Here is a 23,242-nt window from a genome sequence, read left to right on the forward strand (position 1 = left end):
ATGACGTTGCCGGCCGACCCCGTCGAGGACCTCTGGTCATCCGTACTCGGACTCCTCGCCGAGGACCCCCGCATCACGCCGCAGCTCCACGGGTTCCTCAACCTGGTCGAGCCGAAGGGCGTGCTCGCCGGCACCCTGTACCTCGAGGTGCCGAACGACCTGACCCGGGGCATGCTCGAACAGCGCATCCGCATCCCGATCACCGAGGCGGTCGCCCGCATCGGTGACGACTCGGTCGCGAACTTCGCCATCACGGTGAACCCCGACATGGCATCGGAGCCACGGGTGGACCCGAACGTCCCCGAGTACGCCGAGCCCGTGCAGGAAGCCGTCGAGCAGAGTGCCGCGCCGCGCCAGTACATCGAGGCGCCGTTCGTGCCGAGCCAGATCGACTCTCCCGGCACCAGCGGGCGCCCCGAGTCGCGGCTCAACCCGAAGTACAACTTCGACAACTTCGTCATCGGGTCGTCGAACCGGTTCGCCCACGCCGCAGCGGTCGCCGTCGCCGAGGCACCGGCCAAGGCCTACAACCCGCTCTTCATCTACGGGGACTCCGGGCTGGGGAAGACCCACCTGCTCCACGCCATCGGGCACTACGCCGAGAGCCTCTACCCGGGGATCCGCGTCCGGTACGTGTCGAGCGAGGAGTTCACCAACGACTTCATCAACTCGATCGCGAACAACCGCTCAAACCAGTTCCAGCAGCGGTACCGCGACATCGACATCCTGCTGATCGACGACATCCAGTTCCTGCAGGGGAAGGACTCCACGCAGGAGGCCTTCTTCCACACGTTCAACACGCTGCACGACCACAACAAGCAGGTCGTCATCACGTCGGACGTCGCGCCGAAGCACCTGACCGGCTTCGAGGACCGGATGCGATCGCGCTTCGAGTGGGGCCTGATCACCGACGTGCAGGCGCCCGAGCTCGAGACGCGCATCGCGATCCTCCGCAAGAAGGCACAGTCCGACCACCTGCAGGTGCCCGACGACATCCTCGAGTTCATGGCGTCGAAGGTGTCGAGCAACATCCGCGAGCTCGAGGGCACCCTGATCCGCGTCACCGCGTTCGCGAGCCTCAACCGGACGGCCGTGGACATGGCCCTCGTGCAGACGGTCCTCAAGGACCTGATCACCCTCGACGAGGACAACGTCGTCGCGCCGACGGACATCATCAACCACACCGCGGAGTACTTCAAGCTCTCCGTCGACGACCTGTACGGGTCGTCCCGCTCCCAGGCGATCGCCACGGCACGACAGATCGCGATGTACCTGTGCCGTGAGCTGACGAGCCTGTCCCTGCCCAAGATCGGGCAGCTGTTCGGCAACCGCGACCACACCACGGTGATGTACGCGAACAAGAAGATCACCGAGCTGATGAAGGAGCGTCGGTCGATCTACAACCAGGTCACCGAGCTCACCAGCCGCATCAAGCAGGACCGCCGCTACCGCTGAGATCGGCCCGTTCCCCGCCCCATCCACCATCTGAGACGGTTCCATGGGCCGGAGTTCTCACAGTGTGGATAGCCTGTGGATAACTGTGGAGGACACGCCGCCCGGTTGTACACAGGTGGGGGGTCATCTGTGGAGACTGGGGATGGAAGTGGATAGATGAGATTCATTCATCCCGTTAACGCTCACACGCCGCTCACAAGTCACAAGCATGTAGTTCCCTACTGCGGAGCGGGATGCACAGGGTTATCCACAGTGTGCACAGGCGTTAACACCATTACTCCTGGTTAACGATCAATCTCTGCGGGACAACCTTGTGGACGGCGGGATGACAAGAAATCCGGCCCCCGTCCGCCTGTGCCAGAATGGGGCGGCCGGACAGTCCAAGCCGATCGACAGGGGTTCCAGCTGTGAAGTTCGAGGTCAACCGGGACGTCTTCTCCGAAGCCGTCTCCTTCGCAGTGAAGCTCCTCCCGCAGCGCACGACCCTCCCGATCCTCTCGGGCGTCCTGATCCACGCCGACGGAGATCGTCTGACGCTCTCGTCGTTCGACTACGAGGTGTCGGCGCAGACGTCCATCTCGGCCCAGATCGACGAGCCGGGCACGGTCCTGGTCTCCGGTCGACTGCTGAACGACATCGCGAGCCGGTTGCCGAACGCCCCCGTGTCGTTCACCACCGAGGACGCCAGGATCTCCGTCTCCTGCGGGTCGGCGCACTTCACGCTGCTGTCCATGCCGGTCGAGGAGTACCCGACGCTGCCGGAGATCGGCCCGCAGACCGGTGTGATCCCCGGCGACGCGTTCTCCGAAGCGGTGTCGCAGGTGGCCGTCGCCGCCAGCCGCGACGACGTCACCCCCGTCATCACCGGCGTGCAGCTCGAGGTCGGCGACAACGACCTCTCCCTCATCGCGACGGACCGCTACCGCGTCGCCGTCCGCACCATCGCGTGGGACTCCGGCCGAGTCGGCTCGGACCCCCTGCACGCACTGGTCCCGGCCCGCACCCTGCAGGAGGTCGGCCGCACGTTCGGTTCGGCGTCCACGGTGTCGGTGTCGATCAGCGGCAACTCCGACCGCGAGCTCATCGCGTTCCACGCCGATGACAAGACCGTGACGTCGTTGCTCATCAAGGGCAACTACCCGCCGGTCCGCCGCCTCTTCCCCGAGACCGTCAACGACCACGCGGTGATCAACACCGCGGAGCTCGTCGAGGCGGTCCGACGGGTCTCCCTCGTCCTGGAGCGCGAAGCGGCGCTCCGGTTCTCCTTCACGGTCGACGGGCTCACGCTCGAGGCGATCGGATCCGAACAAGCGCAGGCGTCAGAGTCGATCAGTGCGTTGTTGACCGGCGAGGAAACGGTGGTCTCGTTGAAGCCCGCCTTCCTCCTGGACGGACTGAACGCGGTGCACTCCGAGTTCGTCCGCATCTCCTTCACCAAGACGGAGAACCCCAACAAGCCGGGCCCGGTGCTGATCACCGGCCAGACTTCGCAAGAGGCCGCAGCGACCGATGGATACCGGTACCTGCTGCAGCCGAACCTGCTGCTGCGATAGGCGCAACAGGCAACCTGCGCTGGCGCACACCACCGGCAGCATCAGCGCGACGACGAACAGAAGAGGAAATCATGCACATCGGTCTTGTCGGCCTTGGTCGCATGGGCAACAACATGCGTGCCCGTCTCCGCAACGCAGGTATCGAGGTCACCGGGTACGACGCCAACCCCGCCGTCTCGGACGTCGCCGACCTCGGCGCCCTCGCCGCTGCCCTCCCGGAGGGCAAGCGCCTCGTGTGGGTCATGGTCCCGCACGGCAAGATCACCGACGACGTGATCACCGACCTGGCCGGCGTCCTCGGCGAGGGTGACCTGGTCATCGACGGTGGCAACTCGAAGTGGCTGGACGACACCACGCACGCCGAGCAGCTCGGTGCGCGCGGCATCCGCTACATGGACGTCGGCGTCTCCGGTGGCGTCTGGGGCAAGGACAACGGCTACGGCCTCATGGTCGGCGGTGACGCTGCGGACGTCGAGTTCGCGATGCCCGTCTTCGATGCCCTGCGCCCCGAGGGTCCCCGCGAAGAAGGCTTCTCGCACGCTGGCCCGATCGGCGCCGGCCACTACGCGAAGATGGTCCACAACGGCATCGAGTACGCGATCATGCAGGCGTACGGCGAGGGCTACGAGCTCCTCGAGGCCAAGGACCTGATCACCGACGTCCCCGCCGTGTTCGCCGGGTGGCAGCGTGGAACGGTCGTCCGGTCCTGGCTGCTCGACCTGATGGTGCTCGCGCTGAACGAGGACCCGAAGCTCGACGAGCTCGAGGGCTACGTCGAGGACTCGGGCGAGGGCCGCTGGACGCTGGAAGAGGGCATCGAGCTCGCCGTGCCGATGCCGGCGCTCTCGGCGTCGATCTTCGCGCGCTTCGTCTCGCGCCAGGGCAGCGCCTCGCCGACGATGAAGGCAGTCGCGGCGCTCCGCAACCAGTTCGGCGGTCACGCCGTCAAGAAGTCCTAGGACTTCCCGGGGGAACCCGGACTCGGCCCGCGTGCACGTCGACCATCTCCAACTGACCGACTTCCGGAACTACCGGGAGGCGGACGTCGACCTCGCACGCGGGCCGAACCTGTTCGTCGGGCGCAACGGCCAGGGCAAGACCAACCTGGTCGAGGCGATCGGGTACCTGTCCACGCTCGGCTCGCACCGCTTCCCCACCGACGCGGCCCTGGTGCGTCAGGGGTGCGACGCCGCGATCGTCCGGGCACGGCTCGCCCACGAGGAACGCAGCATCCTCGCCGAGGTGCAGATCAACCGCACCGGTGCGAACCGTGCGCAGGTCAACCGGTCGGCGATCAAGCCGCGGGAGTTGCCGCGCTACTGCACGAGCGTGCTCTTCGCTCCGGAGGACCTGGCGCTCGTCCGCGGTGAACCGGCCGGGCGACGCCGGATGCTCGACGAGCTGCTCGGCCAGATCGCACCGCGGATGCAGGGCGTGCTCGCCGACTACGACCGCACGCTCCGGCAGCGGAACACCCTGCTGAAGTCGGCCCGTGCCACCGGTGCGAAGGCGAACGCCCTGTCGACGCTCGACGTCTGGGACGACCGGCTCGTCGGACTCGGCGCCGAGATCGTCGCGGCCCGTGACCACCTGACCCGGCGGCTCGCACCCTTCGTGGCCGAGGCCTACGCGACCGTCGCCGGCGAGCACCACGACGCCTCGATCACCGGTGTCCTGTCGATCCGCGGTGGCGACCCCGAGTCCGCGGCGGCCACCGATCCCGTCCTCGGGACCCCCGACGAGCCCGTCACGGTCGCGTCGGCGGCCGAGGCCTTCGCCGCCGCGCTCGAGCGACGTCGCCGGGACGAACTCGACCGCGGACTCACCCTCGTGGGACCGCACCGGGACGATGTTCTGTTCCAGCTCAACGGGTTACCAGCCCGTGGGTACGCCAGTCACGGCGAATCCTGGTCCTTCGCGCTGGCGATCCAGCTCGCGAGTGCTTCGATCCTGCGTGCGGAGTCGAACCTGGGCGACCCGATCATCATCCTCGACGACGTGTTCGCCGAGCTCGACGAATCACGCCGGGAACGGCTGGCGAACGCCGTCGCGGACTACGAGCAGGTGCTCATCACGGCCGCTGTGTTCGGTGACGTGCCCCCGAAGCTGGCGGCGCACACCGTGCGGATCGAGGCGGGCACGATCGTGACCGACGAGGCGGACGCGATCCGGGCCTCCAGTCCGGCGGCGGACGCGACGGACCCGACGGACGCCGGCGGCAAGACGGACGCCGGCGGCAAGGCGGACGCCGGCGGCGCAACGGACCCGACCGACGCCCCCGACCCGACCCCCGCCGACCCGACCCCCGCCGACCCGACCCCCGCCGGAGCCGACGCCTGATGCCGAAGCCCCGCAAGCCCACCGAACCCTCGCAGGTGTACCGCCACCTGCGCGCGGTGTTCGGCGACCCGTCCAAGCGCGGCACAGATGCCCGCCGCCGACGTGCCCGCGAGTTCGACGCCGACACCGTGCCGTACGGACGTGGCCGCGAGCCGAAGGGCCTCGCCGACATCGTCGGTTCGCTCGCCCAGGAGCTCGGCTGGACGGAACCCCTCGCCCGCTCCGAGCTGTTCGTGGACTGGCCGAGCGTCGTCGGCGAGGAGCTGGCGAAGCACTCCCGGCCGGTCACCATCGAGGACGGCGCACTGGTCATCCGGTGCGACTCGACGGCCTGGGCGACCCAGCTCAGACTCATGCGTGCGACGGTCACGACGACCATCGCGGAACGGCACCCCGAAGCCGGGGTCGAGTCGATCAGGGTTTCCGGCCCGGACGCCCCCACGTGGAAACGCGGCCCCAGGACGGTCCAGGGGCGCGGTCCTCGCGACACCTACGGTTGAGGCGACGAAATCATCCTGGAGTGCCAGAAAAGCCCGTCTGAGGGGCAGATGAGCCCTCGAAAGAGGGGGCTCTGCGGTAGACTGGGAGGTGCAGTGCGCGGGCGTTCCGCGCGCAGGCAGGAGCACGCTCGACATGGCAGCAGAATCTGAAGACGACCGGCAGAACCCGCTCGGCGCGGAGACCCCGCAGAGCGAACCGTCCTACGGCGCAGACCAGATTCAGGTGCTCGAGGGGCTCGAGGCCGTCCGCAAGCGCCCCGGTATGTACATCGGTTCGACCGGCCCGCGCGGTCTGCACCACCTGGTCCAGGAGATCGTCGACAACTCCGTCGACGAAGCCCTCGCCGGGTACTGCGACACCATCGACGTGAGCATCCGTGAAGACGGTGGCGTCCGCGTCGTCGACAACGGCCGTGGCATCCCGGTCGACGTCCACGCGGCCGAAGGGGTCTCGACCCTGCAGGTGGTCCTCACCGTCCTGCACGCCGGTGGCAAGTTCGGCGGTGGCGGCTACGCCGTCTCCGGTGGTCTGCACGGCGTCGGTTCGTCCGTGGTGAACGCGCTGAGCTCCGAGCTCGACGTCGAGGTCCGTCGGCAGGGCCACGTCTGGCGCCAGAGCTACACCGACGGTGTCCCCGTCGCGCCCGTCTCCAAGGACGAAGAGACGGACGAGACCGGCACGACGATCACGTTCTGGCCGAACGCCGAGATCTTCGAGTCCGTCGTCTTCGACTACGAGACCCTGCGGACGCGGTTCCAGCAGATGGCCTTCCTGAACAAGGGCCTGCGGATCAACCTGCGCGACGAGCGCACCCCGGAAGAAGGGGAAGAGGCGCGCAACGACACGTTCATGTACGAGCGTGGTCTCGCCGACTACGTCGAGTACATCAACGCGCAGAAGAAGGCCGACCTGGTCCACCCCGACGTCATCGGCTTCGAGGCCGAGGACCCGGAGCGCAAGATCGCACTCGAGGTCGCGATGCAGTGGAACACCTCCTACCAGGAGAGCGTCCACACCTTCGCGAACACGATCAACACGCACGAGGGCGGAACCCACGAAGAGGGCTTCCGCGCCGCGCTCACGACCCTCGTCAACCGCTACGCGCGCGAGGCGAAGATCATCAAGGAGAAGGACGACAACCTCACGGGTGACGACATCCGCGAAGGGCTGACCGCCGTCATCTCCGTCAAGCTCGGCGAGCCGCAGTTCGAGGGGCAGACGAAGACCAAGCTCGGCAACACCGAGGCGAAGTCGTTCGTGCAGCGCGTCGTCGGCACCGAGCTGACCCACTGGTTCGAGAGCAACCCGACGCAGGCGCGCGACGTCGTCCGCAAGGCGATCCAGGCGTCGCAGGCACGTCTGGCCGCCCGCAAGGCGCGCGAGACCACTCGCCGCAAGGGGCTGCTCGAGTCGGGCGGCATGCCCGGCAAGCTCAAGGACTGCCAGTCGAAGGACCCGACGGTGTCGGAGATCTTCATGGTCGAGGGTGACTCCGCCGGCGGTTCCGCCGTGCAGGGCCGCAACCCGATGACCCAGGCGATCCTGCCCCTGCGCGGCAAGATCCTGAACGTCGAGAAGGCCCGTCTCGACCGCGCCCTCGCCAACCAGGAGATCCAGTCGATGATCACGGCGTTCGGTGCCGGCATCGGTGAGGACTTCGACCCGGACAAGGCCCGGTACCACAAGATCGTGCTGATGGCCGATGCCGACGTCGACGGTCAGCACATCACCACGCTGCTGCTCACGCTGCTGTTCCGCTACATGCGTCCGCTCATCGAGCACGGCTACGTGTACCTCGCGCAGCCGCCGCTCTACCGCCTGAAGTGGTCGAACTCGGCGCACGAGTACGTCTTCAGCGACCGGGAGCGCGACGCACTGATGCAGGCCGGCCTCGCAGCCGGCAAGCGCATCCCGAAGGACAACGGGATCCAGCGCTACAAGGGCCTCGGCGAGATGGACTACAAGGAGCTCTGGGACACCACGATGAACCCGGACACCCGCACGCTCCTGCAGGTCACGCTGGAGGACGCGGCTGCTGTGGACAGCGTCTTCTCGACGCTGATGGGTGAAGACGTCGACGCACGTCGCCAGTTCATCCAGCAGAACGCCAAGGACGTCCGCTTCCTCGACATCTAACGGCCAGGAGGCGCGGCGTGAGCCGCGTCGACCAGTCCTGACCACCTGTGGTCGCGCCCGGCGCGACCAACGGAACCACAGCCTCCAGGCTGTCCAGAAAGGGAACGAAGCCACATGGCTGACGACAACGAGAACGGCGCCGACGAGCAGCCCGAGATCGTCCACGGCGACAGCGGGGACATCGTCGTCTCCGGTGACCGCATCTCGCAGGTCGACCTGCAGCTCGAGATGCAGCGCTCGTACCTCGACTACGCGATGTCGGTCATCGTCGGTCGTGCCCTGCCGGAGGTTCGCGACGGCCTCAAGCCGGTGCACCGCCGTGTGATCTACGCGATGTTCGACGGCGGCTACCGCCCGGACCGTGCGTTCTCGAAGTGCTCCCGCGTCGTCGGTGACGTCATGGGCCAGTTCCACCCGCACGGTGACTCGGCGATCTACGACGCCCTCGTCCGCCTGGTGCAGCCGTGGTCGCTCCGGTACCCGCTCGCGCTCGGCCAGGGCAACTTCGGTTCGCCGGGCAACGACGGCGCCGCCGCCCCGCGGTACACCGAGACGAAGATGGCGCCGCTCGCGCTCGAGATGGTCCGCGACATCGACGAGGACACCGTCGACTTCCAGGACAACTACGACGGCCGCACCCAGGAGCCGGCGATCCTGCCGGCCCGCTTCCCGAACCTGCTCGTCAACGGCTCGGTCGGCATCGCGGTCGGCATGGCCACGAACATCCCGCCGCACAACCTGCGTGAGGTCGCCGAGGGTGCCAAGTGGGCGCTCGACAACCCCGACGCCACCCGCGAAGAGCTGCTCGCCGCGCTCATGCAGCGCATCAAGGGCCCGGACTTCCCGACCGGTGCGCAGGTGCTCGGCACCAAGGGCATCCAGGACGCCTACCGCACCGGCCGTGGCTCGATCACGATGCGTGCCGTGGTCTCGGTGGAGGAGATCCAGGGTCGCACCTGCCTCGTCGTCACCGAGCTGCCGTACCAGGTCAACCCGGACAACCTGGCGATCAAGATCGCCGAGCTCGTCAAGGACGGCAAGCTCGCCGGTGTCGCCGACATCCGTGACGAGACCTCCGGTCGCACCGGGCAGCGCCTGGTCATCGTGCTGAAGCGCGACGCCGTCGCCAAGGTCGTGCTGAACAACCTGTACAAGCACACCCAGCTGCAGGAGAACTTCGGCGCGAACATGCTCGCGATCGTCGACGGGGTGCCCCGCACCCTGCCGCTCGACGGCTTCATCTCGGCGTGGGTCGCGCACCAGGTCGACGTCATCGTCCGCCGCACGCAGTTCCGTCTGCGCGAGGCCGAGAAGCGCGCCCACATCCTGCGCGGCTACCTGGCTGCGCTCGACGCCCTCGACGAGGTCATCGCGCTCATCCGTCGCTCGCCCGACGTCGAAGAGGCCCGCACCGGCCTGATGGACCTGCTGTCCGTCGACGAGATCCAGGCGCGCGCGATCCTCGAACTGCAGCTCCGTCGTCTCGCCGCCCTCGAGCGTCAGAAGATCCACGACGAGGCCGAAGAGCTCGAGCGCAAGATCGCCGACTTCCAGGACATCCTCGGGTCGGAGAGCCGTCAGCGCTCGATCATCCGCGACGAGCTGAGCGAGATCGTCGACCGCTTCGGCGACGACCGGCGTACCGAGATCATGTTCGGCTACGACGGCGACATGTCGATGGAAGACCTGATCCCCGAAGAGGAGATGGTCGTCACCATCACCCGCGGTGGCTACGTCAAGCGCACGCGCAGCGACCAGTACCGCTCGCAGCACCGCGGCGGCCGAGGTGTCCGTGGGGCCCAGCTCCGCGCCGACGACATCGTCGAGCACTTCTTCGTCACGACGACGCACCACTGGCTCCTGTTCCTCACCGACCAGGGCCGGGTCTACCGCGCCAAGGCGTACGAGCTGCAGGAAGCCGGCCGTGACGCGAAGGGCCAGCACGTCGCGAACCTCCTCGCGATGCAGCCCGACGAGCAGATCCAGCAGGTACTCGACATCCGCGACTACGAGGTCGCGCAGTACCTCGTGCTCGCGACTGAGCACGGCCTGGTGAAGAAGACCGCGCTCACCGAGTACGACACGAACCGCACCGGCGGCATCATCGCGATCAACCTGCGCGACGGCGACAAGCTCCGCCAGGCGCTGCTCGTCGACGAGCACGACGATCTGCTCCTGGTGTCCCGCCAGGGCATGTCGCTCCGGTTCACGGCGACGAACGACACCCTGCGTCCGATGGGTCGCTCGACCTCGGGTGTGAAGGGCATGTCCTTCCGCGACGGCGACTCGCTGCTCGCAGCCCGGGTCGTCTCGGACGACGGCTTCGTCTGGGTGATGACCGAGGGCGGCTACGCCAAACGCACCGCGGTCGACCAGTACCGCGTGCAGGGCCGTGGTGGTCTGGGCATCAAGGTCGCGAAGTTGGCGGTCGACCGGGGCGATCTCGTGGGCGCTCTCATCGTCGGCGAGGACGACGAGGTGCTCGTCGTGCTGCAATCGGGCAAGGTGGTAAGGTCTGCCGTGGCCGAGGTCCCTGCCAAGGGCCGTGACACGATGGGCGTCGTCTTCGCGAGGTTCGCGGAGAACGACCGGATCATCGCGGTGGCCCGGAACACCGAGCGGAACCTGGACGACCAGGACGACGCCGAGATCGAGCCCGCGGGCCCGGTGGAGACGGTCAGCCCTGCCGAAGCGGCCCCGGATTCCACTGATCCCATCGACACCGAGCCCGTCGCAGACGAGGCCGGAGAGGACCAGTCAACCAATGAGTAGTGTCGCCGAGAAGCTCCAGAAGAAGGCGAAGCGTCCCGTCGGCACCCGCCAGGTGCGGTTGCGACTGGTCTACGTGGACTTCTGGTCGATGGTGAAGCTGAGCTTCCTCATCGCCCTGGCCGGCAGCATCGTGATCGTGGTCGCCACGGCACTGGTGTGGGTCATCCTGAACCAGACGGGTGTGTTCACCCAGGTCGACGCCCTGTTGAAGGACGTCACCGGCCAGAACAGTTACTCGATCATGGACCAGTTCTCGCTGGGCCAGGTCCTCGGGTTCTCCATCGTCGTGGGCATCCTCAACGTGGTCGTCGGCACCGTGCTCGGCGCCATCGTGAGCGTGCTCTACAACCTCAGTGTGCGGATCACGGGCGGTCTGCTCGTGGGCTTCACGAACAACTGACACACCCGGGCCGGATGGGCCCACTGCTCGATTTCGTTCCGGCGGGATCGTACGGTAGGCTTTCATCCGGTCTGAGGGGCTATAGCTCAGGCGGTTAGAGCGCTTCGCTGATAACGAAGAGGTCCAAGGTTCAAGTCCTTGTAGCCCCACCAGTTCTCCGGAACACCACGACAACTCCATCCCGTCGCCGATCACCTCGGTGGCACTCGGGGCCTTAGCTCAGTTGGTAGAGCGCCTGCTTTGCAAGCAGGATGTCGGGAGTTCGATTCTCCCAGGCTCCACTCACATCAGCCCCTGGTTGACGGCTTCGTCGTCTGCCCAGGGGCTTCGTTCTGTGCTCGTGCGCGCCGCTCCGCGATGGCTGGGTCCGCCATGCGATGTCGTCTTCTTCGAGTGGTCACGACATCCCGCATGCGCGCTGGCGAGGTTGCGTGAACTGTCGGCCGGCAAGCGCGTCGGCGACGGGTTGCGACCTCTCGGTGGCCACCGCGGCAGGTTGCGCGATCAGTGACGGACGGGAGGCGCGGGGCCAGGCCGGTGCGGGCCTCCAGGTCGGTGGGTGGGCGCCTTCAGGGCATGCGTGCGCGGGTGCACGAATGCCAGGCCCGGGAACGACGAAGGGCCCCGGCGACAGCCGGGGCCCTTCGTACGAACCGGGAGGTCAGGCGGCGGGCTTCTCCGCCGTGTCGGCGTCGTCGGCGACCCAGAGGTCGTCGTCGGCGCGGAGCGTCTGGTACGCGGCGTACGCAGCACCGGCGACGGCGACGACGCCGACGATGATGAGTGCGACTCCGCCGAAGCCGAGACCCTTCTTCTGCTGCGACGGGACGTACTTCGCCGCGGCCTTCTTCGCGCCCTTGCTCTTCTTCTGCGCGTTCTTCACGATCTTCTTGACCCGGGGGTCCTTCGCGAGATCGGTCACGCTCAGCACCGAACCAGCGGTCGAGACGAGTCCGGGGACCACCTCGGACTGGAACTTGTGCGAAGCGCTCTGCGCTGCCGAGGTGGCAGCGTGCACGCCGGTGGCGAACGCGGGACGGATCCCGTTGTCGATCGCGTTCTGCACGCGGGGTGCGATGTCCTTGCGAGCTGCGTCCGCGGCGTTCGACCGGGCCTCGGCCAGGATCGCGTTCGCGTGCTCGAGGACCTTGCGCTGCTCGCCGAGGAGCGAGGCGGTCTGGCCCTTGAGCTTCTTGATCTGCTTCCGACGCTTTCGCGGGATCTCGATCGTCGTCATCTGGTACCTCCATCGGATCGGCGTGCCCCCATCCTGCCACCACACTGCCTGACAGGTCACGGAACCGCAGCTGTGCAATCCGTCCGCGGTCAGGAGTACATGCGAGAATCGGAACATGTCTCTGCACACCGCTGTCGCAACGATCCACACCAACAAGGGCGACATCCGCGTCAACCTGTTCGGCAACCACGCACCGAAGACCGTCAAGAACTTCGTCGACCTCGCCACGGGCCAGCAGGAGTGGACCCACCCCGGCACGGGCAAGGTCTCGACCGACAAGCTCTACGACGGCGTGATCTTCCACCGCATCATCAAGGACTTCATGATCCAGGGCGGCGACCCGCTCGGCCAGGGCATCGGTGGCCCCGGTTACCGCTTCGACGACGAGATCTCCCCGGAGCTCACGTTCCAGAACCCCTACATCTTCGCCATGGCGAACGCCGGCATCCAGGGCGGCCGCGGCACCAACGGCTCGCAGTTCTTCATCACCACGGTGGCAACGCCGTGGCTGCAGGGCAAGCACACCATCTTCGGTGAGGTCGCCGACGACGAGTCCCGCGCGGTCGTCGACGCGATCGAGGGTGTTCCGACCGATGGTCGTGACAAGCCCGTCGAGGACGTCGTCATCCAGAGCATCGACGTCGAAGGCGTTTGACCCTCGCGTGACCGACCAGGCGTACAACCCGAACAACACCTGCTACCGGCATCCGGACCGGCAGAGCTTCGTCCTCTGCCAGCGCTGCGGGCGGACGATCTGCCCGGAGTGCCAGACGCCGGCAGCGGTCGGGGTGCACTGCCCGGAGTGCGTGCGTGAACAGCGTGCACAGTTCGCAGCGAACCGCCGAGCGTCCGGAGCCCCCAGTGGGTTCACGGTCGCTCGGCGGCGCTTCGCCATGCTCGACCAGAAGGTCACGGTCGTCATCATCGCGATCTCGGTCGCCACCTGGCTGCTCGACCAGGTGAGCGGTGGGTTCTTCTCGAGCCTGTTCGCCTACAACTCGCTGTTGTTCCCGACCCAGCCCTGGCGCGTGGTGACGGTCCTGTTCGTGCACTCGGGCATCTTCCACATCCTGTTCAACATGTGGGCGCTGTGGATCTTCGGTCGGATGCTCGAGAACATGCTCGGTGCCTGGCGGTTCCTGGCGCTGTACTTCATCACCGGGATCTTCGGGTCGATGCTCGTGACCTTCCTCGCTCCGGGCACCTGGGTCGTCGGAGCGTCCGGTGCCATCTTCGGTCTCTTCGCCGCGTTCTTCGTGCTGCAGCGCAGCCTGGGGAACAACGCCGTGCAACTCCTCGTGATCATCGGGCTGAACCTGGTGATCGGGTTCCTGCCCGGGACCAACATCTCGTGGCAGGCGCACGTCGGCGGGATCATCGGTGGCTTCGTGATGGGCTTCGTCTTCGCGCAGACGCGGAACATCCGGAAGCGTCCGTTGCAGATCGCGTTGATCGTCGCTGCGGCGGTGCTCGGCCTCGCCCTCACTGCAGTCGGGTACGCCGTCACGGTCGGCTGACACGGCCGCAGCACCACCCTCGAACGCCCCGTCGCACTGCGGCGGGGCGTTCGTCGTTCCCGGGGCACCCGCTCCTGCTCATCCACGGCTCTCCACAGCGCCGCCGGGAGTTATCCACAGGTGTGGAGAACCCGCCGAGTTACACCAGTGTGATTATCCCCACTGTGGACTCACCTGTGGATAACTCCGGGGTGCGGGTGTGGATGACCATGTGGAGAGTGTGGAAAAGTGTGGAGAACGGCCCGATCGTCGAGGATCTGCGTTCCACTGGTGCTCGACGTTGTGGAGAACGACGACGCCCGCCGCACCTTGCGGTGCGACGGGCGTCGAGAGAACGGGGGACTCGGGGTCAGCGCCACCGGGTGGTCATGAGGAAGCCGACGAACATGATGCCGAAGCCGATCACGATGTTCCACGAGCCGAGGCTCGGAACCGGCAGCGTGGCGTTCGAGATGTAGAAGACGATCACCCACACCAGACCGATGAGCATGAAGCCGAACATGACCGGCTTGAACCACACCGGGTTCGGGGCGTCCCCCGCGGTGTCGACCGCGTCAGCTCGGGTCGTCCGGGCGGGCTTGGTGCGGTCCTTGTCCTTGGCCATGGCCGGTATCCTACCGTGACCACGTGTGTGGATCGGCCCGCGGACCGCCGCACACATCCCCCACGAGTACGGTGAACCGCCATGACCAGGATCCTCGTCGTCGACAACTACGACAGCTTCGTCTACACGCTCAACGGGTACGTGCAGCAGCTCGGCGCCGAGACCGACGTCGTGCGCAACGATGCCTTCCCCGAGTCCGAGATCGCCGACCGCATCGCCGAGTACGACGGCGTGCTCCTGTCACCGGGCCCGGGCACGCCGGCGGCTGCGGGCGTCTCGATCCCCACGGTGCACGCGGCCATCGCAGCCGAGACCCCGCTGCTGGGAGTCTGCCTGGGGCACCAGGCCATCGCTGAGGCCCTCGGTGCCACGGTCACGCACGCCGAGGAGCTCATGCACGGCAAGACCTCCGAGGTCGACCACGACGACAGCCCGCTCTTCGCCGGCGTCCCCCACCCCTTCACGGCGACGCGGTACCACTCGCTCGCCATCGTCGACGGCACCGTCCCCGACGAGCTCACCGTGACCGCGCGCACCGAGGGCGGGGTCATCATGGGCGTCCAGCACCGTGAGCACCCCGTGTTCGGCGTGCAGTTCCACCCGGAGTCGGTCCTGACCGAGGGCGGGTACCGCATGGTCGGCAACTGGCTCGAGACCACCGGCCTGATCGGAGCCGCTGAGCGCGCCGCTGACCTCGGGCCACTCATCGCCACGCACCGCGCCTGACGCACCCGTCTGCCGTGCGTGGACCCGGAGATCACGCTCGGGGCTGTGGCGTCCGACCGGTCGTGCGCACGACGGACGGATCAGCGTCCGTCGTCACCGTCAGCGTCCGTCGTCACCGTCACCGCCGCGGTCGCCGTTGTCGCCGCTCGGGGTCGGGTTCTTCGCCGGTTCGTTCGGTGCCGCGCAGTAGGCCAAGGTGACGGTGCTGCCCTGGGCGATGTCGCCCTGTGGGGTGCTCTGCTGGGTGACCAGGCCGCCGGTGCACGAGTTCGACGGTGCCGGAGCGACCGTCAGTCCGAGTTGCTCGAGAGACGCCTTGGATTCGGTGTACGGCTGGTTCGTCACGTTCGGCAGCTGCACCTTGCCGTTCGAGACCGTGAGGTTCACCGCGGAGCCCTTGGTCTGGATCGAGCCTGACGCTGGATCGGAGCTCATCACGGTGCCGGAGGGGACATCGGGCGAGTACCCGGACGTGATGGCGCCGAGTGTGAAGCCCGCGCTGTCCAACGCCTGCTGTGCTGCTGCCTGTGACTGGCCGCTCAGCTCGGGGACGGCAACGGGCTCCGGACCCGAGGACACGATGACGTTCACGCTCTGGCTGCGTCCGACGTTGATCCCTGAGCCGGGGTCGGTGCGGATGACCGTCCCCTTGTCGACGTCGTCGGAGTTCTCCTCGACCTGGACCGCCTTCAGGTCGCGCTTCTCCAACGCGGCGGCGGCGGCGTCGTAGGACAACCCGGCGACGTTCGGCACCGAGACCGAGGACGACACCGGTGGCTTGCCCGGCTGCAGGTTCGCCACGAAGAAGACGACCCCGACCACGACGGCGACCGTCAGCAGGACGCCGACCCAGATCCACGCGACGGGCGGGCGGTTCTGCGTGCGCTGCGGACGGTGTTCGGCGGTGTCGTCGTCGAGCTCACGGAAGGCCGACGCGGCGTTCGAGGTCATGCGCGGATCGACCCCGAACAACACCGTCGAGGCGTCGTTCGCGGCGTTCTGCTGCAGCTTCTTCGTCGATGCCGGGACGTGCCCGGCGGCGGCCTGTTGCAGATCGGAGCGGAACTCGGCGGCGTTCTGGAACCGGCGGGTGCGGTCCTTGACGAGGGCGTGGAGTGTGACCGCGTCGAGCGCCGGGGAGATCGCGGGGGTGATGGTGGACGGCGCGACGGGCTGCTCACTGACGTGCTGGTACGCGACCGCGACCGGGGTGTCACCGAGGAACGGCGCGCGACCGGTGAGGAGCTCGAAGAGCACGACGCCGGTCGAGTACAGGTCGGTACGGGCGTCCACGGTCTCGCCGCGGGCCTGCTCCGGTGAGAAGTACGACGCGGTACCGAGGATCGACGTGGTCTGCGCAACCGTGGCCGAGGTGTCGGTGATGGCCCGCGCGATGCCGAAGTCCATGACCTTGACCTGGCCGCTGTGCGTGACCATCACGTTGGCCGGTTTGATGTCGCGGTGCACGACGCCCGCCCGGTGCGAGTACTCGAGCGCCGTGAGGATGCCCTCGGTGATGCGGACGGCCTCGTCGGGGGCGACGGCACCCTCGGCGATGATGTCGGAGAGCGGCCGACCCTCGACGTACTCCATCACGATGAAGGGGACCTGCACCTCGGCACCCGACGGCTCGGACACCGTCTCTTCGCCGGCGTCGTACACGCGCACGACGGTCGGGTGTGCCATGCGCGCAGCGGCCTGGGCTTCCTGGCGGAACCGCGTGCGGAAGACCGGATCGTTCGCGAGGCTCGGCTTGAGGAGCTTCACCGCGACCTTCCGGCCGAGGCGGGTGTCGTTGCCGAGGTGCACGGTCGCCATGCCGCCCCGACCGATGACGTCACCGATCTCGTAGCGATTCGCGAGGAGCGTGATCCCCGCGGTCACACCTTCTGGCACGTACTCCTCCGTCTGTCGGTCCGGGCTAGTGTACGGCAGCCCCACCTGGTGGGAGGCTGGTCACCGCGCGCTCGACCGAACCGTTACCGAACGGTGTCGACAGTCCCCGTCCGGGGGGCGTTCAGTTCGGGTCCTGCGGGCCCTGGCTCGGGTTGTTGCCCTCGGTCGGGTCGATGGTCGGCTCGTCGGTGGCCTCCCACGTGGCGCTCGTGGTGGACGAGCTCGGCGAGGTCAGGTCGCCGCACTTCGCCGTGTACGAGAGCGAGATCGTGCCGGGTTCGGCGCCGGTGACCTCGATCGAGGTCGTGGTCACGGTGCCGGTCGACTGGTTCTTCGCGTCGGTGCCGTTGTTGATCGTGTAGGTGTACCCGCTCAGCGAGTGACCCGCCGGGCACGCCGTGAAGGCGTTCCACGAGAACGTCACCTTGCCGTCCGCCGAGACGGTCCCGGCGGTCGGGGCATCGGGCGCGGTCGTGACCGTCGGCACCGCGGTGTACGCCTTGATGGTCACGAGCGTGCCGGGTTCGAGGTTCCCGGTGGGGTCGAGCGACTGCACCGTGCCGACCTGACCGGCGTCGGCAGCCGGGTCGCCGTCGACGATCGTCGCCTCGAGTCCGAGCTGCTGCAGGCGCGCTTGGGCGTCCGTCGCCTTCACGCCGGTGTAGTCCGCCAGGGACACCGTCACTCGGCTCGGTGAAGGGGTCGCGGTCGGCGTCGGGGTCTGGCTGCGGGTCGGCTTCGGCGAGCTCGAGCTCTTCGTCGGAGCCGGCTCGGGGTCACCTGCACCGTTCAGCGCGACGGCTCCGATGACGGCTGCGACGGCGAGCAGGACGACGACACCGACGACCCACCAGATCCAGGCGCGCTTCTTCTTCGGCTCCTCGGGCTCCTCACCGACGGGGGACCCCGGGGTCCCTGGTCCGCCGACCATCGCGCCGGCCTGGGTACCGAGGAGTGCGGTGGCTGCGTCGTTCCCCTGGCCCTGCGGCGGGTTGAACGCGACGGTGCCGTTCTGCGCGATCGCGGGAACGGCCACGGTGGCAGCGGCGACGTCACCTCGACGCAGCGCCTGTGCGGCACGGGCGAGGTTGGCGGCCGTCGCGGGACGGTCGGCGGGCTTCTTCGCGATGCACGAGATGACCAGGGCCGAGACGGGCTCCGGGATGTCCCCGGGCAGCGGCGGCGGCTGCTCGTTGATGTGTGCCATCGCGATCGCGACCTGCGACTCGCCCGTGAACGGACGACGACCCGCCAGGGCCTCGTACGCGACGATGCCGAGCGAGTAGATGTCGGTCGACGGCGAGGCGGGGTGGCCGCTCGCCTGCTCGGGCGACAGGTACTGCACCGTGCCCATCACCTGACCGGTCGCGGTAAGCGGGACCTGGTCGGCGATGCGGGCGATGCCGAAGTCGGTGATCTTGACGCGACCATCGGGCGTGATGAGCAGGTTGCCGGGCTTGATGTCGCGGTGCACCAGGCCGACCGCGTGTGCGGCCTGCAGGGCGTTCGCGGTCTGCGCGACGATGTCCAGCACCTTGTCGACCGGGAGCGTGTGCTCGCGCTCGATCATGGTCGACAGGGCCTCGCCGGGGACGAGCTCCATCACGAGGTAGGCGCTGCCGTCCTCTTCGCCGTAGTCGAAGACGTTGGCGATGCCCTCGTGGTTGACGAGGGCAGCGTGCCGGGCCTCGGCGCGGAAGCGCTCGAGGAAACCGGGGTCACCGAGGTACTCGTCCTTGAGGATCTTGAGTGCGACGGTTCGGCCGATGACGAGGTCGGTCGCCTGCCACACCTCGCCCATGCCGCCGATGGCGACCCGGGAGGAGAGCTGGTACCGCCCACCGAAGGTGAGTCCGCTGGTGGGTCTCATTTGTTCAGCACCGCCTCCATGACTTTCTTCGCGACCGGGGCCGCGACCGTGTTGCCGACTCCGGACTGCCCGAGCCCGCCGCCGTTGCCGACGACGACCGCCACGGCGACCTCCGGGTCCTTGGCGGGGGCGAACCCCGTGAACCAGAGCGTGTAGGGATCGCCGGTGCCACCTTCGGCCGTGCCGGTCTTGCCGGCGACGTCGACACCGTCGATCTTGGCATTGGTACCGGTCCCCGCGCTCACGACGCTCTGCATGGCCTCGGTGAGGTCAGCGGACTCGGAGGGCGACAGCGGATCACTGTACTGCCTCGGGGAGAAGGACTCGACCGTCTTCAGGTCGCTCGTGGTGATCGAGTCGATGAGTGAGGGCTGCATGACCTTGCCGTCGTTCGCGATGCCGGCCGACACCATCGCCATCTGCAGCGGGGAGACCCGGACGCTGGCCTGGCCGAAGGCGCTCAGCATGAGCTGGGCCGTCGAGTCGACGTCGGGGTACTGGCTCGCGGTGGCAGCCATCGGGATCTCGATCGCGTCGCCGAAGCCGTACTTGTCGGCCATGCTCTTGATCGCGTCGTACCCGAGCTTCTGGCCGAGTTCGGCGAAGGGGATGTTGCACGAGTACTGGATGGCCGTGCGGAGCTTGACCTTGTCGCCGCCGCCGCAGGTGCCGCCCTCGGCGTTGTTGATGTACGAGCTCGTCCCGGGCAGCTGCAGTCGCGACGGGTTCGGGAACGTGGAGTCGAGGTTGTACTTGCCACCCTCGAGTGCCGCAGAGGCCACCACGAGCTTGAACACCGACCCGGGTGTGTACAGGTCACCGCCGATGGCGCGGTTCTGCAGCGGGGCTGTGTCGGCGCCGAGCAAGGCGTCGTACTGCCGCTTGACCTCGGCCGTGTCGTGCGAGGTGAGCGAGTTCGGGTCGTAGCTCGGCTTCGAGACCATCGCGAGGATCTTGCCGGTCTTCGGTTGGATCGCGACGACGGCACCGCTGTTGGTGCCGAGGGCGTCGTACGCGGCCTGCTGCACGTCGGGGTCGATGGTCAGGTTGACGTTGTCGCCCTGGACGTCCTGGCCGGTGAGGATCGAGTTGAGGTTCTGGAAGAACGAGGCGTCCGAGTTGCCCGAGAGCACGGTGTTCTCCGCGCTCTCGATGCCGGTGTTGCCCTGCCCGATCGTGAAGTACCCGGTCACCGCCGAGTACAGGTCGCCGTTCGTGTACTTCCGCTGGTACTGGTACTGATCGTCCACCGGCGTCGACTCGGCGATCGGGCTGCCGTCCACGAGGATCGCGCCACGCTTGGTCGAGTAACTGTCCAAGATGGTTCGGGAGTTCCGGGAGTCGGCACGCAACGAGTCCGCCGCGAAGAACTGGATCGACGTCGTCGACACGAAGAGGGCGACGAACATGAGCACGATGACGGTCGAGACACCGCGGAGCTGTCGGTTCATCGACGACGCTCCTTCCTGGTCCGCCCGCTCGCGGCGGGGAGCGCGCCCTGCTGGACACGCTGTTCGGCGGGGATCGAGTCGGTCAGGCGCAGCAGCATCGCGGCGATGATCCAGTTGGCGATGAGCGACGAACCACCGGCGGCCATGAACGGCGTCGTCAGGCCCGTCACGGGGATGATCCGGGTGATGCCGCCGACGACCACGAACACCTGCAGGGCGATGATGAAGCCGAAGCCGACACCGAGCAGCTTGCCGAAGTCGTCCTGCGCCATGAACCCGACGCGGATGCCACGCGATGCGAACACGATGAAGAGGGCGAGGATCGCGAAGACGCCGATCAGGCCGAGCTCTTCACCGAGCGACGCGACGATGTAGTCGGCGTTGGCGACCGGCGTGATGTACGGCCTGCCCTGCCCGAGCCCGGTTCCGGTGATCCCGCCGTTCGCGAAGCCGAACAGGCCCTGCACGAGCTGGTAGCTCGCCTGGGTGTCGCGGCTGAAGACCTCTTGGTTGAACGGGTCGAGCCACTGTTCGAAGCGGCCGCGCACGTACTCCAGGACACTCTGTGCGACGAGGGCACCACCGATGAACAGCGTGAGACCGATCGCGACCCAGCTGATCCGTGCCGTGGCGACGTAGATCATCACGAGGAACAGGCCGAAGTAGAGCAGGGCGGTGCCGAGGTCGCGCTGGAACACGAGGACGGCCATCGCGGCGCCCCACATCACCAGGATCGGGCCGAGGTCGCGGGCGCGCGGGAACGTCATGCCGAGGAACTTCTTGCCGACGATCGACAGCGAGTCCCGGGCGGTGACGAGGTACCCGGCGAAGAACAGCGCCATGGTGATCTTCGCGAGTTCACCGGGCTGGAACGAGAACGGGCCGATCCTGATCCAGACCCGGGCGCCACCGATGTTCGTGCCGATGCCCGGCAGCATCGGCAGGAGCAGCAGGACGATCGTCAGCGCCATGAAGATGTACCGGTACCGCTGCAGGAACCGGTGGTTGCGGACGGCGACGAGCGTGATGATCGCCAGGACCATCGCGAGCATCGTCCAGACGATCTGCTTCACGCCGATGGCGTCCCAGCCCGACAGGCCGTTGTGGACGTCGATGCGGTAGATCTCGGCGATGCCGATGCCGTTCAGGACGAGCGCGATCGGCAGGATGAACGGGTCGGCGTTCTTCGCCACGACGCGCAACACCACGTGCATGACGAGCGCGAGGCCGAGGATGCCACCGCCGACCCAGAGCACCGACTGGTCGAACAGCCGACCCTTGGTGCCGAGCTGCACGAGCACCATCGCACCCGCGCAGATGCCGCATGCGATGACGAGCAGGAAGAGCTCGAGGTTCCGCGCGCGGGCGGGCTCCCGGAGCTTGATCGTGATCGCCTGGGTGAAGGACTGGGCGGCCGTGGCGTTGCTCATCGCGGGCTCCGCGTCGGGCTCGGCGACGTTGATCGCGTCGGCGAGGGCGACGGTGACGAGCTGGCGTCGCCGTCCCCACCGGTGCCGGCCTGGTCCTCGCCGGTCGCGGCGGCCTTGCGCAGACGGTCGACGATGTCACGGGCGTCGGTGAGGGACTGTGCGTTGATCGTCGAGCGGACGTTCTCGCGGGTGTAGTCCGGCAGCGACGAGACTGCGATGTCGGTGTCCTCGTACACGTCCGACAAGGCCAACGGCCCGATCGACTGCTGCACGCCCTTGTAGATCGCGACGGTGCCGCGGTCGGTGCCGACGTAGTAGTGGTCCTGCGTGATCCGCCAGCCGACGAACACCGCGCCGACGAGCACGGCGACCGCGACCACGAGCGCGACGGTCCAGGACACCCGACGGCGGATGCGGCGTCGGCGGTCCTCGGCGATGAGCTCGGCGAAGAACTGGTCGGACTCGGGCTCGAAGTGCGAGTCCTCGGGCGCGGTGGTGACCTTGAGCGGGTGCAGCAGGATCGTGGGGAGGCGGATCGGCTTGCGGCCGGTCGACGCCTCGAAGGTGAGCGGTGCCGCAGCGGAGCCGACCGTGGTGGCCGCGTCGTCGTCGTCCTCGGGTTCGGTGTCCGTGACGTCCATCACCACGACGGTGACGTTGTCGGGGGCGCCGTGGTCGAGCGTCTCCTTCACCAGGCGCTGCGTGACCTGGTTGGCGTCCATGTTCGAGGCCAGGGCGTGGCGGATGCGCTCTTCGGCCAGGTACGAGGACAGGCCGTCGGAGCAGAGCAACCAGCGGTCGCCCGGCTGGATGTCCATGATCGCCGTGTCGACCTCGGGTGCGGCGTCGACGTCACCCAGCACGCGCATCAGCACGGAGCGACGCGGGTGGACCGCGGCTTCCTCCGGCGTGATCCGGCCGCTGTCGACGAGCCGCTGGACGAAGGTGTGGTCGGACGTGATCTGCTGCAGCTCGCCGTCGCGGTGACGGTAGATGCGGGAGTCGCCGATGTGCGCGATCGCGATCTGCTCGCCGACGCGGATCATCGCGGACACCGTGGTGCCCATGCCGGTGAGCTCCTGGTGCTCGAACACGGTCTCGGTGATCAGCTGGTTCGCCGCGATGAGTGCCGACTGCAGCGCGAACTCGGCGTCGTGCGCCGACGGGAACTCGCGGTCGACCTCGCGGATGCGTCGGATCGCGATCGCCGAGGCGACGTCACCGCCGGCGTGGCCACCCATGCCGTCCGCCACCGCGAACAGGTGCGCCCCGGCGTAGCCGGAGTCCTGGTTGTTCGCGCGGATGCGCCCCACGTGGGACACAGCGGCGCTCAGCGTGCGAGCGGTCATGCCGG

At 67.8% G+C, this 23,242-nt stretch carries 18 protein-coding genes and 2 tRNA genes; 13 read left to right on the forward strand and 7 right to left on the reverse strand.

All coding sequences use genetic code 11. The features are described 5' to 3' along the window. The 10 genes from dnaA to DEI85_RS00050 all read left to right on the forward strand — a co-directional run bounded on the left by dnaA (position 1) and on the right by DEI85_RS00050 (position 11,438). The gene (gene dnaA, locus DEI85_RS00005; RefSeq protein WP_110862706.1) at positions 1-1,455 is read left to right on the forward strand and encodes a chromosomal replication initiator protein DnaA; all 1,455 of its coding nucleotides are present in this window, start codon (positions 1-3) and stop codon (positions 1,453-1,455) included. Positions 1,456-1,862: 407 nt separating this feature from the next. Further along, the gene (dnaN, locus tag DEI85_RS00010) at positions 1,863-3,008 is read left to right on the forward strand and encodes a DNA polymerase III subunit beta (protein WP_110862702.1); all 1,146 of its coding nucleotides are present in this window, start codon (positions 1,863-1,865) and stop codon (positions 3,006-3,008) included. A gap of 71 nt (positions 3,009-3,079) precedes the next feature. After that, positions 3,080-3,967 carry a phosphogluconate dehydrogenase (NAD(+)-dependent, decarboxylating) gene (gene gnd / locus DEI85_RS00015; protein ID WP_071248639.1) on the forward strand — a complete coding sequence of 296 codons (888 nt, stop codon included), beginning with the start codon at positions 3,080-3,082 and terminating at the stop codon, positions 3,965-3,967. 31 nt (positions 3,968-3,998) lie between these two features. Then, the gene (gene recF, locus DEI85_RS00020; protein ID WP_284183442.1) at positions 3,999-5,348 is read left to right on the forward strand and encodes a DNA replication/repair protein RecF; all 1,350 of its coding nucleotides are present in this window, start codon (positions 3,999-4,001) and stop codon (positions 5,346-5,348) included. Continuing rightward, on the forward strand, positions 5,348-5,848 hold the full coding sequence (locus DEI85_RS00025; RefSeq protein WP_027466919.1) for a DciA family protein: 501 nt from the start codon (positions 5,348-5,350) through the stop codon (positions 5,846-5,848). The genes recF and DEI85_RS00025 overlap by 1 nt, the downstream gene beginning before the upstream one ends. 133 nt (positions 5,849-5,981) lie before the next feature. Then, a complete protein-coding gene (gene gyrB, locus DEI85_RS00030; RefSeq protein ID WP_110861890.1) occupies positions 5,982-7,985 on the forward strand; it encodes a DNA topoisomerase (ATP-hydrolyzing) subunit B in 2,004 nt (667 codons plus the stop codon). A 114-nt stretch (positions 7,986-8,099) separates the two neighbouring features. Continuing rightward, complete coding sequence (gyrA, locus tag DEI85_RS00035) at positions 8,100-10,757, forward strand: DNA gyrase subunit A (RefSeq protein ID WP_110861892.1); 2,658 nt, start codon at positions 8,100-8,102, stop codon at positions 10,755-10,757. Next, positions 10,750-11,157 carry a DUF3566 domain-containing protein gene (locus DEI85_RS00040; RefSeq protein ID WP_027466922.1) on the forward strand — a complete coding sequence of 136 codons (408 nt, stop codon included), beginning with the start codon at positions 10,750-10,752 and terminating at the stop codon, positions 11,155-11,157. Before gyrA ends, DEI85_RS00040 begins: the two co-directional genes overlap by 8 nt. A 75-nt stretch (positions 11,158-11,232) precedes the next feature. Then, positions 11,233-11,309, forward strand: a tRNA-Ile gene (locus DEI85_RS00045). Between the two features lie 56 nt (positions 11,310-11,365). Beyond that, a tRNA-Ala gene (locus DEI85_RS00050) sits at positions 11,366-11,438 on the forward strand. Between the two features lie 380 nt (positions 11,439-11,818). On the opposite strand, the gene DEI85_RS00055 is transcribed toward DEI85_RS00050, so the two are convergent. Further along, positions 11,819-12,394, reverse strand: a complete 576-nt coding sequence (locus DEI85_RS00055; protein ID WP_111090811.1) for a hypothetical protein — start codon at positions 12,392-12,394, stop codon at positions 11,819-11,821. A 115-nt stretch (positions 12,395-12,509) separates the two neighbouring features. On the opposite strand from DEI85_RS00055, the gene DEI85_RS00060 reads away from it, so the two are divergent. After that, complete coding sequence (locus DEI85_RS00060; protein WP_027466924.1) at positions 12,510-13,049, forward strand: peptidylprolyl isomerase; 540 nt, start codon at positions 12,510-12,512, stop codon at positions 13,047-13,049. Between the two features lie 7 nt (positions 13,050-13,056). Further along, positions 13,057-13,911, forward strand: coding sequence for a rhomboid family intramembrane serine protease (locus DEI85_RS00065; RefSeq protein WP_111123768.1), 855 nt, complete (start codon positions 13,057-13,059; stop codon positions 13,909-13,911). Between the two features lie 349 nt (positions 13,912-14,260). Here DEI85_RS00065 and DEI85_RS00070 read toward each other — a convergent pair whose 3' ends face one another. Continuing rightward, on the reverse strand, positions 14,261-14,515 hold the full coding sequence (locus DEI85_RS00070; RefSeq protein ID WP_110861899.1) for a cell division protein CrgA: 255 nt from the start codon (positions 14,513-14,515) through the stop codon (positions 14,261-14,263). Between the two features lie 81 nt (positions 14,516-14,596). Here DEI85_RS00070 and DEI85_RS00075 point away from each other — a divergent pair, with 81 nt between their 5' ends. Further along, positions 14,597-15,241: an anthranilate synthase component II gene (locus tag DEI85_RS00075; RefSeq protein ID WP_110861901.1), complete on the forward strand. Its 645-nt coding sequence runs from the start codon at positions 14,597-14,599 to the stop codon at positions 15,239-15,241. A 99-nt stretch (positions 15,242-15,340) separates the two neighbouring features. Here DEI85_RS00075 and pknB read toward each other — a convergent pair whose 3' ends face one another. The 5 genes from pknB to DEI85_RS00100 all read right to left on the reverse strand — a co-directional run bounded on the left by pknB (position 15,341) and on the right by DEI85_RS00100 (position 23,237). After that, entirely contained in the window at positions 15,341-17,137 is a 1,797-nt protein-coding gene (gene pknB, locus DEI85_RS00080; protein ID WP_258369917.1) for a Stk1 family PASTA domain-containing Ser/Thr kinase, read from the reverse strand. Between the two features lie 121 nt (positions 17,138-17,258). Further along, entirely contained in the window at positions 17,259-19,007 is a 1,749-nt protein-coding gene (locus DEI85_RS00085) for a serine/threonine-protein kinase (RefSeq protein WP_111123767.1), read from the reverse strand. Further along, the gene (locus tag DEI85_RS00090) at positions 19,004-20,458 is read right to left on the reverse strand and encodes a peptidoglycan D,D-transpeptidase FtsI family protein (protein ID WP_110861907.1); all 1,455 of its coding nucleotides are present in this window, start codon (positions 20,456-20,458) and stop codon (positions 19,004-19,006) included. Before DEI85_RS00090 ends, DEI85_RS00085 begins: the two co-directional genes overlap by 4 nt. Continuing rightward, complete coding sequence (locus tag DEI85_RS00095) at positions 20,455-21,888, reverse strand: FtsW/RodA/SpoVE family cell cycle protein (RefSeq protein ID WP_110861909.1); 1,434 nt, start codon at positions 21,886-21,888, stop codon at positions 20,455-20,457. Before DEI85_RS00095 ends, DEI85_RS00090 begins: the two co-directional genes overlap by 4 nt. Then, positions 21,885-23,237: a Stp1/IreP family PP2C-type Ser/Thr phosphatase gene (locus tag DEI85_RS00100; protein ID WP_110861911.1), complete on the reverse strand. Its 1,353-nt coding sequence runs from the start codon at positions 23,235-23,237 to the stop codon at positions 21,885-21,887. Before DEI85_RS00100 ends, DEI85_RS00095 begins: the two co-directional genes overlap by 4 nt. Positions 23,238-23,242: the final 5 nt, after the last annotated feature.

The organism is Curtobacterium sp. MCBD17_026 (genome assembly GCF_003234895.2).
In the GTDB taxonomy this organism is placed as follows: domain Bacteria; phylum Actinomycetota; class Actinomycetes; order Actinomycetales; family Microbacteriaceae; genus Curtobacterium; species Curtobacterium flaccumfaciens.

Bases quoted from the DNA above. Each gene is read 5' to 3' on its own strand.
- DEI85_RS00055 (WP_111090811.1), bottom strand. From the start codon at position 12,394: ATGACGACGATCGAGATCCCGCGAAAGCGTCGGAAGCAGATCAAGAAG.
- DEI85_RS00025 (WP_027466919.1), top strand. From the start codon at position 5,348: ATGCCGAAGCCCCGCAAGCCCACCGAACCCTCGCAGGTGTACCGCCAC.
- gyrB (WP_110861890.1), top strand. From the start codon at position 5,982: ATGGCAGCAGAATCTGAAGACGACCGGCAGAACCCGCTCGGCGCGGAG.
- gyrA (WP_110861892.1), top strand. From the start codon at position 8,100: ATGGCTGACGACAACGAGAACGGCGCCGACGAGCAGCCCGAGATCGTC.
- DEI85_RS00100 (WP_110861911.1), bottom strand. From the start codon at position 23,237: ATGACCGCTCGCACGCTGAGCGCCGCTGTGTCCCACGTGGGGCGCATC.
- DEI85_RS00040 (WP_027466922.1), top strand. From the start codon at position 10,750: ATGAGTAGTGTCGCCGAGAAGCTCCAGAAGAAGGCGAAGCGTCCCGTC.
- DEI85_RS00090 (WP_110861907.1), bottom strand. From the start codon at position 20,458: ATGAACCGACAGCTCCGCGGTGTCTCGACCGTCATCGTGCTCATGTTC.
- DEI85_RS00085 (WP_111123767.1), bottom strand. From the start codon at position 19,007: ATGAGACCCACCAGCGGACTCACCTTCGGTGGGCGGTACCAGCTCTCC.
- DEI85_RS00070 (WP_110861899.1), bottom strand. From the start codon at position 14,515: ATGGCCAAGGACAAGGACCGCACCAAGCCCGCCCGGACGACCCGAGCT.
- DEI85_RS00075 (WP_110861901.1), top strand. From the start codon at position 14,597: ATGACCAGGATCCTCGTCGTCGACAACTACGACAGCTTCGTCTACACG.
- gnd (WP_071248639.1), top strand. From the start codon at position 3,080: ATGCACATCGGTCTTGTCGGCCTTGGTCGCATGGGCAACAACATGCGT.
- DEI85_RS00060 (WP_027466924.1), top strand. From the start codon at position 12,510: ATGTCTCTGCACACCGCTGTCGCAACGATCCACACCAACAAGGGCGAC.
- dnaA (WP_110862706.1), top strand. From the start codon at position 1: ATGACGTTGCCGGCCGACCCCGTCGAGGACCTCTGGTCATCCGTACTC.
- DEI85_RS00095 (WP_110861909.1), bottom strand. From the start codon at position 21,888: ATGAGCAACGCCACGGCCGCCCAGTCCTTCACCCAGGCGATCACGATC.